We start from the raw sequence: 13091 nt of genomic DNA on the forward strand, positions 1-13091 counted from the left end.
CCTTCACCGTCGCGGCCGACGAAGAAGCAGTGCAGGCACGGGGCCTGTGCACCCAGGTCCGGCGGGTCACTGTGTGGGGACAGTTGGCGGCTCTTTTCGTGATGTGAGTGAACCACCGTGACGCATGTGCCGGACCTGGGCACGGGCCCACGAACGGAGCCGGGCGACATGGGGGCCGCCTGGCTCCGTTCGTGGGGTTCTCCTGCGCGACGGTCCTGGGGACACCGGGACCGGCACACGAGGGAAGACGTGCGTCTGGCACGCGGATTACAGCAATCTCGAAATTCCTCGAATCCGGTGGAACGCGTTCCTGTTCCTCTACCCTCGAGGCGTGCGCGCGGAGCTCGCGCACCGGGACCGGGGGGGCCACGGATGGGGGGTGTGCGATGACCGAGATGCTGAACGCGCGCCGACACTTCCGCTTCCGGCACGAGGACCTGGGCTCCTCCAGTGAGGAGCAGCTGCTGGCCCTGGCCCGGGACGGTGACCCCGACGCCTTCGGCGAGCTGTGGGTCCGGCACGAACCGGTCGCGCTCGGGGTGGCGCGCCGCATCAGCCCGACCGATCCCGACGACCTGGTCGCCGAGGCCTTCGCCCGCGTGCTCCGCGCCCTGCGAGCCGGCAAGGGCCCCACCGACGACTTCCGCGCCTACCTGTGTCAGACGGTGCGGGCCTGCTCCGTCGACCACTTCCGGCGGAGCCGGATCCAGACGGTCACCATCGACGACGTCGACCTGCCCGGGGTGGCGCCCGAGCCCGATCCCGGCGACGAGCCCGAAGCGGCGCGACGGGCCTGGGAGCAGCTGAGCAAGCCCCAGCGCTGGCTGCTGTGGGCCAGCGCCGTCGAGGGATACACCGTCGCCGAGATGGCCGAGAAGCTGGACGCCCGGCCCGGCACCGTCGCGGTCTGGCTCTTCCGGGCCCGCGAACGGCTCAGCGCCGCTTTCCTCGAGGGTCACGTCCAGCCCTCCGCGGACGCCACCTGCCAGACGCACCGCGCCCGCTTCGTCCCCTACCTGCGCGGCACGCTCGGCACCAAGCGACGCCTGGCCACCGAGGCCCACCTCGACGCCTGTCCGGACTGCGCGGCGGCCCTCGCTTCGGCGTACGCCGTCAACCACAAGCTGCGGGTCGTCATCTGGCCGGTGCTCCCCGCCGCCGCCGTCCTGGGCCTGGACCTCGCTCACGCGCCGCACCTCGGGACGTGGCTGTCGTGGCAGCACACGCTGGGCCCCCTCGCGACCGCCAAGGGCGCGGTCGCGGGAGCTGCGGCCGCCTCCGTCGCAGCCGCCGCAGTGACGACCGCCCTCGTGGTCACGAACGGGGGGACGCCGCCGGTTGCCGCGCAGGTCCGGCCCCCGTCGCACGGCGTGACCTCGTCGTCGTACTCGACAACTGGCGACCAGGCCCGGCCCGCGCCCGCGACGCTGAGTCCGTCAGCCTCGGCTGCCACCACCGCCGCCACGACCGCGGCCTCCCCGGGAGCCACGACGCCCGGCACCTCCGCCTCCAGCCCTGCGGCCACTGATGCCGCCACCGTCCCGACCGCTGACCCGGCCCCCGAGACCACACCCCCGAGCGGTGACCGGCTGCGCTCACCCGACCCGGCCCCCTGCGCCGGCCAGCTCCTCGTCAACCCGGGCTTCGAGGACGGCACGACCGGCTGGTCGACGAGCAACGCCGGGGTCTACTCCGACGGCGGCTACTCCCGCACCGGCAGCGGCTACGCCTGGCTGGGCAGCCAGGCGGTGCCCGTCACCGAGACGGTCACCCAGACGGTCGCCGTGCCCGCAGGCTGCCGGGCAACGTTCACCTACTGGATGCGCGTCCACACGAACCACAGCGCCAGCACGGCCACCGAGACCCTCAGGCTGACCGCCGACGGCGACACCCTGCAGACCTTCTCCAACCTCAGCGTCAGTGGCTGGGCCATCCGGACGGCGGACCTGTCGGCCTATGCAGGCCAGGACGTCACCCTGACCTGGACCTACGTCCAACCGACCAACACCACCACTGCCTTCTGGATCGACGACACGGCGCTCACCATCAGCTGAGGGCTCGGCCCGCGACGTCGGCGCTGGCGACTAACGTGACGCGCGTGCGCGCCCAGGCCTCGGTCCTCCATCTGGACCTCGACGCCTTCTTCGCGGCCGTCGAGCAGCGTGACAAGCCCTCGCTGCGCGGCAAGCCCGTGATCGTCGGCGGGGTGGGTGGGCGGGGCGTCGTCTCCACGGCGTCCTACGAAGCCCGGGCGTACGGCGTCCGGTCGGCGATGTCGACCCGTGAGGCTCGCGCGCGCTGCCCCCAGGCGGCCTTCCTGTCCGGCCGTTTCGACGCCTACCGGGCCGCCAGCACTGCGGTGATGGCCCTGCTCCGATCGTGCTCGCCCCTGGTCGAGCCGTTGTCCCTCGACGAGGCGTTCGTCGACCTCGAACGAGCCGACCTGCCCGACCTCGAGGTACCGACCGTCACGGCGTTCGCCGAGGACCTGCGCCTGCGGGTGCAGGAGGTCACCGACGGACTGACGGCCTCCGTCGGCGTCGCCTCGTCGAAGTTCCTCGCCAAGATCGCCAGCGAGCTCCGCAAGCCCGACGGCCTGACCGTGATCTCCCCCGGCACCGAGATCGCGCTACTGCACCCCATGCGGGTCTCGGTCATCCCCGGCGTCGGGCCCGCCACCGTCGAGCGGCTACGGCGGATCGGGGTGCACACCGTCGCCGAGCTCGCGGCCATCGGTCAGGAGGAGCTGGTCAGCATCGTCGGCAAGGCGCAGGGTGCCTCGCTCCACCAGCTCGCCCGCGCCGAGGACGACCGCGCCGTCGTACCCGACCGCGAGACGAAGTCGGTCAGCGTCGAGAGCACCTACGAGCACGACCTCACCGACCGGCGCCAGATGGAGTCCATCGTCGTCAAGCAGGCCGGCGAGGTCGCGCGCCGGATGCGGGGCAGCGGCCTGTCGGGTCGCACCGTGACGCTCAAGGTCCGGCTCTACGACTTCACCACCCTGAGTCGCTCCTCGACCCTCCCCGCACCGACCGAGGAGACCGCCACGATCGCCCGGCTCGCCCGCTCCCTGCTCGCCGACCTGGACACGTCCGGCGGCGTGCGGCTGCTCGGCGTCGGGGTGTCCGGGCTCGCCGACTGGGTCCAGGAGGACCTGTTCGCCGACGACTCCGACGACTCCGAGGTGCCCGAAGAAGCCCCCGAGCCGGCGTCCGAACCCGACCAGGCCGGCGCCCGCCCGTCCGACGTCCACTGGGCACCGGGCATGGACGTCATCCATGCCACCGACGGGCGCGGCTGGGTCTGGGGCTCGGGAAAGGGCGTGGTGACGGTGCGGTTCGAGACCGCCGAGACCCCGCCGGGGCCGGTCCGTTCGTTCCGGGTCGACGATCCCTCGCTGGCCCGATGGCGCCCACCCGCTCCGGAGCCACCAGAGGACCAGTAGCGTTCCTGCATGTCCGTCGAGCAGCCCGATCAGCCTGCCCAGCCCGTCCCGCCGCGTACCGAGCAGCGTCCCGTCACCACCACGTTGCACGGTCACCCCCGCACCGACGAGTACGAATGGCTGCGCGCCAAGGACGACCCGGCCGTACTGGCCCACCTCGAGGCCGAGAACGACTACACCCAGGCACGGACCGCCCACCTCGCGGACCTGCGCGGCAAGATCTTCGAGGAGATCAAGGCCCGCACCCTCGAGACGGACCTCTCCGTTCCCACGCGCGTGCGCGGTCACTGGTACTACGGCCGGTCCTTCGAGGGCAGGCAGTACGGCGCCAGCTGCCGCGTCCCCGTCACCGACCCCGACGACTGGGCTCCCCCGCAGCCGGCTGCCGACGCCGACCCGGACCAGCCGGCCCTGCCCGGTGAGGAGGTGCTGCTCGACCTCGATGCCCTCGCTGAGGGACACGACTTCTTCTCGCTCGGCGGGTCCGCGGTCAGCCCCGACGACCTGCTGCTGGCCTACGCCACCGACGTGGTCGGCGACGAGCGCTACACGGTGCGGGTGCTGGACCTGACCACCCGCGAGCTGCTCGACGACGTCCTCACCGACGTGCTCGGCGGCGTGACCTGGGGCGGGTCGCCCGACCACTTCTACTACACGACGGTCGACGAGGCGTGGCGGCCCGACAAGGTGTGGCGGCACCGGCTCGGCACCGCCCAGGCCGACGACGACCTGGTGTTCCACGAGCCCGACGGCCGCTACTTCGTGGGGGTGGGCCGCACCCGCAGCCGGCGCTACGTGATGATCGCCGCCAGCTCCAAGACGACCTCCGAATTCCACGTCCTCGATGCCGAGGACCCGACCGCCCAACCGCTCTGCTTCGCGACCCGCACCGACGGCGTCGAGTACTCCCTCGAGCACGCCGTCATCGGCGGGCAGGACCACTTCCTGGTCCTGCACAACGCGAGCGGTCCGGAGTTCGAGCTCGCGGTCGCGCCCGCCGTACCCACGCCCGTGGCGGACTGGAAGCCCCTCCTGGCGCACGACCCGGCCGTCCGGCTGGAGGACGTCGACGCGTTCGCCGACCACCTGGTCGTCCAGCAGCGCAGCGAGGGCCGCACCCAGGTCCGCGTCCTCGACCTCGGTCCCGATGCCGCAGCGCCGGTCACCTCGGACCGCTTCGTCGAGTTCCCCGGGGAGCTGGCGACGGTCGGGGCAGGCAGCAACCCTGCGTTCGAGCAGCCGACCATCCGGGTCGGGATGACCAGCCTGAGCCGCCCGTCGGCCGTGTACGACCACGACCTGCGCACCGGTGAGCTCGTGCTGCGCAAGCAGGCGCCGGTCCTCGGTGGCTACGACGCCGACGACTACGAGGAGCACCGGCTCTGGGCGACCTCGGTCGACGGGGTCCAGGTGCCGATCTCGCTGGTGGTCCGCCGCGGCGTGCGCGGCCCCGACGGCAGCGCCCCCGTCCCGGTGCACCTGTACGGCTACGGCGCCTACGAGGCCTCCATCGATCCGTACTTCGCCGTCAGCCGCCTGTCGCTGCTGGACCGCGGGGCCGCCTTCGCGATCGCCCACGTCCGGGGCGGTGGCGAGATGGGCCGGCACTGGTACGACGACGGCAAGCTCGAGCACAAGCAGCACACCTTCGACGACTTCATCGCCTGCGCGCGGCACCTCGTGGAGAACGGCTGGACCACGGCCGACCGCATCGTCGCCGAGGGCGCGAGCGCCGGCGGCCTGCTCATCGGCGCCGTGGCCAACCAGGCTCCCGAGGCGTTCGGGGGCTTCGTCGCCGGTGTGCCGTTCGTCGACACCCTGACCACGATGCTCGACGCCGCGCTCCCCCTGACCGTCCCGGAGTACGACGAGTGGGGCAACCCGAGCGACGACCCGGTCGCCTACGAGCGGATCGCCGGGTACGCGCCGTACGAGAACGTCGCTGACCTCCCGTACCCGCCGATCCTCGCCGAGACCTCCCTCAACGACACCCGGGTGCTGTACGTCGAGCCCGCAAAGTGGGTGGCGCGGCTGCGGGAGCGAGCACCGCAGGCCGACGTCCTGCTGCGGACCGAGATGGCGGCCGGCCACGGTGGGGTCTCCGGGCGCTACCGCGCCTGGGAGGACCGCGCGTTCAGCCTCGCGTGGATCCTCGACCGGCTCGGTCTGGCCGACCAGGAGCCTCTTTCCTGAGCGCGAGACTGAGAAGTGGCTGAGATTCGCAACTCCTCGCAACTTCTGGGGCCTGCCGCACGTCATTCGGGGTAACAACCAACTGCACCGTTCGGGAATCCCGGGCACACGGGACGTGTTGGGACCAACGTGCGGACCTCACCCGGTCTGCTCAGCGAAGGAGAACCGCGATGGCCACCGCAACCGCGAGGCGCAACACCGGACGTGAGATCGAAGGTCGCGACAGCGTCGGGCTGTACCTCGACGAGATCGCCCGTACTCCCCTGCTCGACGCCGCCCGTGAGGTCGAGCTCGCCAAGGCCATCGAGGCCGGCCTGTACGCCGAGAGCCTGCTCGCCGAGGGTCGGGTGGGCCGCCGCAAGGGCGGTGCCCCGAAGCTGGCCAACCAGGCCGAGCTGGAATGGATCGCCGAGGAGGGCCAGAAGGCCGTCACGGAGTTCATCAACGCCAACCTCCGACTGGTCGTCTCCATCGCGCGCAAGTACGGCCGGGCGCAGATGCCGATGCTCGACCTGATCCAGGAGGGCAACACCGGCCTGATCCGCGCGGTCGAGAAGTTCGACTACGCCAAGGGCTACAAGTTCTCCACCTACGCCACCTGGTGGGTGCGCCAGGCCATCACCCGCGGCATCGCGCAGCAGGCCCGCGTCGTCCGGTTGCCCGTCCACGTGGTCGAGGAGCTCAACCAGGTCGGCGGCGCCCGGCGCACGCTCGAGCGGCAGCTCGGCCGCGATCCCGACCCCACCGAGATCGCTGCCGAGCTCGGCCTCCCGGTCGACCGGGTGCTGGACCTGATGGCCTGGGGCCGTGAGCACGTCAGCCTGGACACCCCGATCGACGAGGACGGCGACACCTCGCTCGGTGACCTGATGGCGCAGGAGACCACTCCCGGACCCGACCTGACGGTGCTCGACACCGAGGCGCGCGACCGGCTCAACAGCCTGGTCGACCAGCTCGACGAGCGAGCGGCCGACATCATCCGCTCGCGTTACGGCCTGGTCGACGGCCGCCAGCACAAGCTGGCCGACATCGGCGTCAAGCACGGCATCTCCGCCGAGCGGGTGCGCCAGCTGGAGCGGGAGGCGCTGCAGAAGCTGCGTCGCCTCGGCGACCCGGACCTGGCCGCCTGACAGAGCCGCGGCCGCTAGGCCGACAACTCCGCGAAGACCTCCGTGACCCGCGTACGGAGGTCTTCGTGCGTCCCGGTGTTGTCGATGAGGTAGCCGTTCGTCTGCTCGACCACGGCGCGCCGTTCCTCGCGGGTGGCCTGGGCCGCGATCCGCGCCCGGGCCTCCTCCTCGGTCCAGCCCCGGTCGCGGACCATCCGTTCGATCTGGACCTCGGTCGGCGCGTCCACGACGATCACCGCGTCGAACTCCGTGGCCCGGCCCGACTCGACGAGCAGCGGGATGTCGTGCACCACGATGCCGTCCGCGGGCGCCGACGCCTCGAGCTCGGCGTACCTCTCGAAGACCAGGGGGTGCACGATCGCCTCGAGCCGACGCCGCTGCTCCTCGTCACCGAAGACCAGCGCGCCCATCTTCGGGCGATCCAGGTCACCGTCAGCGGTGAGGAGCTCGGGACCGAACGCCTCGACCACGGCCGCGAGTCCGGGCGTGCCCCGTGCCACCACCTCGCGCGCCAGCTGGTCGGCGTCGATGACCACCGCACCCAGCTCCCGCAGGATCGTCGAGACAGTGCTCTTCCCCGAGGCGATCCCCCCGGTCAGTCCGACGCGCACGCGCTGACCCTACTGTGGCCTCGTGGAGGACCTGCCGCTGACCGCCGGTGACCGGGTGGCCCTGCTGGTCCCCGGTTCCCACGAGTACGTCGACGCGGTGCTGCGCCTGCTCACGGCAGGCGTCTTCCCGATCCCGCTGGACCCGCGGCTGACCGACAGCGAGCAGGCGCGGATCCTGGCGGGCCTGGCACCGACCAGGATCGTGCGCTCGGCGCCGGACCTGGCCGAGCTGGTCGACGTACTCCCGGAGGCAGGGTTGCCGCTGGGGCGCCCGATGCACTGCACCAGTGGGACGACCGGGGTGCCGAAAGGCGTCTTCTCGGGGATCCTGACGTCCGACGACGCGCGGGCGCTGCTGGCTGACGAGCGCGAGCTGTGGGGCTTCTCCCCCGACGACGTCAATCTCGTGCTCAGCCCGCTCTACCACTCGGCTCCCCTGCGGTTCGCGATGGGAACACTCCTCGCCGGCGGCCGGATCGTGGGTCTCGACAGGCTCGACCAGCAGCGTGGCTTCGACCCGGCCGCAGTGAGCGCCACGATCGCTCGCGAGCGACCGACGACGATGTTCTGCGTGCCGACCCACCTGCAGCGGCTCTTCGAGCACTGGGACGAACACGGCATCCCCGACCTGTCCTGCTTCCGGCTCGTCGCCCACGCCGGCGCCCCGTGCCCCACCGACCTCAAGCGCCGCCTGATCGCCGCGTTCCCCGAGGGCTCGACCTGGGAGTTCTACGGATCGACCGAGGGACAGTTCACCGCCTGCCGCAGCGAGGAGTGGCTGGAGCGTCCCGGCACCGTCGGCCGGGCGCGCCCCGGGAGGTCGTTGAGCCTCGACCCCGACGGCACCATCTGGTGCACGGTGCCCGACTTCGCCCGCTTCACCTACTTCAACGAGCCCGCCAAGACCGCCGCGACCTGGCGCACCACCCCAGAGGGGCCGGCCTTCACGGTCGGCGACCTCGGTCGCCTCGACGAGGACGGGTACCTCTTCCTCGACGGCCGCCGCGAGGACCTGGTCATCAGTGGCGGCGTGAACGTCTACCCCACCGAGGTCGAGCAGGTCCTCGGCACGTGCCCGGGCGTTGCCGACATCGCGGTCTACGGCGTCGATGACCCGACCTGGGGCCAACGAGTCTGCGCGGCGATCGTCGGCACCGCAACCGTCGACGAACTGGACCGCTTCGCCCGGACGCACCTCGCCCCACCGAAGCGCCCCAAGGACTACGTCCTCCTGGACACGCTCCCCCGCACCCTGACCGGGAAGGTACGCCGCACCGAACTGGTCGCGGCCCATCCGGCCGTCAGCAGCGACCCGTCGCGCGACGCCTGACCGTGATGGTGGCCTGAGGCCCGGCCACAGCGCCCCGCACCGCGCGGATGCGGAACCGCCAGGAACGCTGGAGCGGCAGCCGGACCAGCGTCACCCGCGACCCGGTGGTCCGCACCCCACGGGTCCAGTGACCGTCGACCCGGCGCTGGATCCAGTACGACGTCGCGCCGCTCACCGGTCGCCAGGCCAGTCGTGTGCAGCGCCGGCCGGCCGCGGCACGCATCCAGCCGGGTGCGGTCAAAGCCGGCGCCGGGGGTGGTGGCGGGAGCACAGGGGCGGTCGGGATCACGTCCACGACAGCTGAGAAGACGTCGCCTTCTGGTGGATCATCACCCTTCACCGGTTGCAGGCGGTACTGGTAGCGACGACCGTTGTCGAGTGGGGACAGGGTGCGGACCCCGTCAGTCGGCAAGCCCTCGGCGAGGAGCATCCACTGACCGCCGGCGGTGGCGTCGCGCGCCCAGAGCAGATGGCTGGTCGCACCGGGCGCGCCCTGCCAGGTCAGCGTCGCCGATCCGTCACCGGCCGTCGAGACGAGCGACGGACCTGCTCGCGGACCGACGGGCGGAAGCACCAGTGGCCGGTGTGCGGGGTCCCCGATCCCGAGCGCAGCCAGCGCGTCTGCAACGGCGGCAGCGATCTTGACCTCGCCACGGGCATTGGCGTGGGCGTGGTCCCACGTGTCCTGCAGCTCGTCGTACCCGGCAGCGGCTTCAGCGACCACGACCGGCGACTCCGCCGTCGTCACTGCGGCCGTCACCGGCCCCAGCGCGGCATTGAACTCCGACACTCCGGTGAACCAGTGTTGCGTCGCCTCGGCCACCACGAACGCGAGGTCCGGATCCACAGCCCGAGCGGCGGCGACCAGCCCGGTCGTGTCCTCGGCCGTCGACTGAGGGGAACGCCCGTAGAGGATGTCGTTGACGCCGAGCATGGTGATCACCACGTCGGGTTGGTGGTCGGCGACCAGGGTGCCGATCGGCGTGTCCGGGTACCCGCTCCACATCCCCCAGCGCGCGGCATGGTCCCGGTCGAAGTCGGGATCGACGTACGACGTCGCGCCCGGGCCGCCGGTGCGGAGGTCCCGCAGGTCGCTGCGGGGGCCGACGAAGTCGACGGCGACACCGGACGTCTGCAGGTGCTGCCACAAGCGGTAGCGCCAGGTCCAGTCACCGGAGGAACCCTGGGTGACCGAGTCGCCGACCATCAGGATGCGAACGACGTCGCTCGACGTGTCCTCCTCGACAGCACGCGCCGGCCCCGGCAGGGCCAGTCCGCTCGCAAGACCGAGCACCGCACAGAACGCGCCCAGGACTACCCGCCGGTGGCTCCTTCTCATGCCGTCACCCTGCGCACGGGCCCGCGTCGACGCCGGGCAGGCAGACGTAGACCGGTGCGCTGGTGGTCCGTGCCCCGCTCGCGTCGGTGACGGTGGCGCGCAGCCGGATGACCACGGAACCGGGGGCATGGACGTCGTCGAGCGCCAGTGTCCCGGAGGTCTGGCCGGTGATCCTGCTGGAGGGGTGGGCGTGGAACGTGTCGCCGGTGTAGTGCAGGGAGTCGACGGCCAGCACGACCGTCGACGCGAGATCCGCCGGGTCGTCGCCGTCGGGGTCGCTGACCTCGACGCTCCACGGCACGACACCGTCGGCCGGGACGTGGCCGTTGGCCGGTGCCGTCAACGCGACGCTCGGCGGTCCGCCGGTACGGGTCCACGACACATCCGCGGCTGCAGTGTCTTCATCGCCGTGGAGGTGCTCGACCTGGACGAGGTGCTGTCCCTGCGACAGGACGAGGTCGTGCACGCGGGCATCGCCCCAGAAGGCGTTGGCGTAGAAGTCGTGCACGGGCTGGTTGTCGACCCACAGCCGGATCCATTCGGTGCCGTCCACCTGGAACCGCCAGGTGCCCGCCTCGACGTCGACGCGTCCGCGCCAGGACGTGGCGAACCTGTTCCCGGAGGTCTCGGCCAGCTGCACCGCCGGTTCGCAGGTCGCCTCGCCCAGCGCCGCCGTCGGCACCTGGACTGCGGCGTAGGGGAACAACCATGCATAGGCGGGGTCGCCGTCGTACTCCTGGTCGAAGGCGGAATCGGGGCCGTCGAGGTCGTGGAAGGTGCGCCGGAACGTGCCGACCGGGCACCGGTCGGCAAGCGCGTCGCCGCTCCAGCGGATCCGTCGCAGCGAGCCCGTGGTGATGGACACCGACCACACCAGTCCGTCGGGTCCGGTGAAGAACTTCACCGGACCTTCCGCCGCGGTGGCGTCGGCCAGTCCGGCCACCCCGGTCACGTCACCGCCGTGGTCGACGGCAGCGGTACGGATGAAGGCCTGGGCGTAGTCCCCGAACACGTAGCGGCCCCGCATCGCGGCGGGATAGGCGGTCGAGTCCAGGAAGACTCCGCCACTGACCGAGCCACCGTTCCCGTGATGCGGATAGGAGTACGACGGCGCGCTGGCCCCGCCCTCGGCGCGCACGGCGCCGCACGCGCTCCACGGGCTGTCGAGCGCGGAAACGTCGCCCAGGGCCGTGGCTTCATCACCTTCGAGGCAGGGCCACCCGAAGTTCGCCACCTCCTGCGACGGGTCGAGCTCGAGGACGTCGAGCTCCTCCCACGTCATCTCACCCACGTCGCCGATCACCAGCTGGTCGCCGTGGACGGTGAACCGGAACGGGTTGCGGAGCCCCAGCGCCACCACGCGGGAAGCGTTGCTGGACCCGTCGCCGACGTACAACGGGTTGTCCGGCACACCGCGGCCCGTCGCCGGGTCGATGCGCAACACCTTGCCGGCCAGCACCTCGGGGTCCTGGGCGCGAAGGGTCCGCAGCCGGCCCGCCAGTCCGTCCGCGGTCAGGTACAGCGAGCCGTCTCCGATGCCGGCCAGCAGTCGTCCCTGGTCGTCGAAGCCGAGGTCGCCGATCGTGTGGGCCACCCCGACCATCGGCACGCAGTCCGGCGTACGCACGTTGTCGTCGTCGTAGCAGGCCGGACCGGTGACCGACCCGAGGACGACGTGTCGGCTGTCGGGCTGCAGGTCCGTGCCGTCCCAGGTGAACCGGACGACCTGCTGGGCGTGCCGATCGTCGCCACCGTCGTCCCGGACGAAGCTGACGTAGACGAAGCCGTTGTCGGCGAAGGCGGGGTCCACGGCCAGACCGGTCATCCCGGCGTCACCCTCGTCGAGGACGTCGTCGCGCAGGTCGAGAACCACTCGCGGCAACGACCACTCGCCGTCGTCCGTCGGTTCGACGACCTTGACCAGGCCACCCTTCTCGCTGACGAGGACGAGGCCTTCGGGCGTGCTCGCGGCGCTGGTCGGCAGCTCGAATCCGCTCTGGACGGTGTCCAGCGCGAAGCTCTCGGCGACACCCGAGTCCACACCGAGCGGCGCGGTGGCCCGCTCGAAGGCGCTGGCGGGGCTGAGCACGCTCTCCACCGGGCCGATCGCGCGGGCGACGACGTCGTGCGTGCCGACGGACGGATCTGCCGTGACGTTCCACGGAGCGCTGGTGTCCTCACCGACCAACCGGCCGTCGAGGTAGAAGCGCACCGACCGCACTGCGCCGGTCGTCGTCACCGTGAGCTGCGCCGGATCACCGTCGACGACAGCGGGTACACCGACCGTGGGCGGCAGGTGCACGGGAGACGCCGTTGCAGGCGCGCCACGGTGGGCAGCAACCAGCGCCCGCAGCCGCTTTCCTGCCACCGTCGCGACGGTGGCAGCGTCGTCGATCAGGAGCGTGCGCGACGTGCCGAGCCGGCGGGTCGCAACTGCCCTCCACGTGCCGTCACTTGCTTGCGCTTGCACCTCGACCACCCGTCCCGAGCGGGCATGCGACACGGTGACCCGGGCGTCGACCCGGGCGCTCACGTCCCGGGAGAGGGCGAGGCTGACCGCCTGCGGCGTGCCGCGCACGGCAGCGGGCCGGGACGCGACGGCGGAGTAGTGCCGACCACGGATGCGGGTCGCGGGCGCCAGCACCCGCAGCACGGTGCGGGTGGCCGTGGCCCGGTGGGCGAGGGAGACCGTGCCCCTGCGGCTGCTCACTCCACGGGCCACCGTGACCCAGCGAGTTCCGGACAGCCGCTGCAGCCGTACGGGCCGGGCGACCTGACTGGCGAGCCGGGTGCGCGCGGCGACGTACTCACCGATCATCGGCGGCGCGGGTGACACGACCAGAGGCGGGCGTACGGCGGCGTCCGCGGCTGGAATCGCCAGGGTCAGCGCTCCCGCCAGCGTCGTCACGAGGGCGAGCAACACTCCCAGCACGCCCCGCACCATGGGCCCAGTCTGAAGCGCCTGCACCCGGCAATCAGCCGAACCGGGCCACCCGGGACCAAGGTCCCGGGTATGTCACCCGAACGGCATCCCGGACGT

General features: G+C 71.9%; 8 protein-coding genes. 5 read left to right on the forward strand and 3 right to left on the reverse strand.

The window, feature by feature from the left end:
- The first annotated feature begins 386 nt into the window (after positions 1-386).
- The 4 genes from ASD84_RS00905 (at position 387) to ASD84_RS00920 (ending at position 6771) form a co-directional block, all read left to right on the forward strand.
- Positions 387-2054, forward strand: coding sequence for a sigma-70 family RNA polymerase sigma factor (locus ASD84_RS00905; RefSeq protein WP_056705757.1), 1668 nt, complete (start codon positions 387-389; stop codon positions 2052-2054).
- A 44-nt stretch (positions 2055-2098) separates the two neighbouring features.
- Complete coding sequence (locus ASD84_RS00910) at positions 2099-3448, forward strand: DNA polymerase IV (RefSeq protein ID WP_056705760.1); 1350 nt, start codon at positions 2099-2101, stop codon at positions 3446-3448.
- Between the two features lie 9 nt (positions 3449-3457).
- Positions 3458-5641 (forward strand): S9 family peptidase, encoded by a 2184-nt coding sequence (locus ASD84_RS00915; protein WP_056705762.1) that lies wholly within the window; start codon positions 3458-3460, stop codon positions 5639-5641.
- Between the two features lie 170 nt (positions 5642-5811).
- On the forward strand, positions 5812-6771 hold the full coding sequence (locus ASD84_RS00920) for an RNA polymerase sigma factor RpoD/SigA (RefSeq protein ID WP_056705765.1): 960 nt from the start codon (positions 5812-5814) through the stop codon (positions 6769-6771).
- Between the two features lie 14 nt (positions 6772-6785).
- Here ASD84_RS00920 and coaE read toward each other — a convergent pair whose 3' ends face one another.
- The gene (coaE, locus tag ASD84_RS00925; protein WP_056705767.1) at positions 6786-7382 is read right to left on the reverse strand and encodes a dephospho-CoA kinase; all 597 of its coding nucleotides are present in this window, start codon (positions 7380-7382) and stop codon (positions 6786-6788) included.
- A 22-nt stretch (positions 7383-7404) separates the two neighbouring features.
- Between coaE and ASD84_RS00930 the strand changes: the two genes are divergently transcribed.
- Positions 7405-8712, forward strand: a complete 1308-nt coding sequence (locus tag ASD84_RS00930) for a class I adenylate-forming enzyme family protein (RefSeq protein WP_056705770.1) — start codon at positions 7405-7407, stop codon at positions 8710-8712.
- Here ASD84_RS00930 and ASD84_RS00935 read toward each other — a convergent pair.
- Positions 8684-10051 carry a GDSL-type esterase/lipase family protein gene (locus ASD84_RS00935; protein ID WP_162251473.1) on the reverse strand — a complete coding sequence of 456 codons (1368 nt, stop codon included), beginning with the start codon at positions 10049-10051 and terminating at the stop codon, positions 8684-8686. The two genes, ASD84_RS00930 and ASD84_RS00935, sit on opposite strands and share 29 nt — an antisense overlap.
- A gap of 4 nt (positions 10052-10055) precedes the next feature.
- Entirely contained in the window at positions 10056-12995 is a 2940-nt protein-coding gene (locus tag ASD84_RS00940; protein ID WP_056705777.1) for a PQQ-dependent sugar dehydrogenase, read from the reverse strand.
- Positions 12996-13091 lie beyond the last annotated feature (96 nt).

The sequence above is a fragment of the Nocardioides sp. Root682 genome, assembly GCF_001427795.1.
Classification (GTDB): Bacteria; Actinomycetota; Actinomycetes; order Propionibacteriales; family Nocardioidaceae; genus Nocardioides.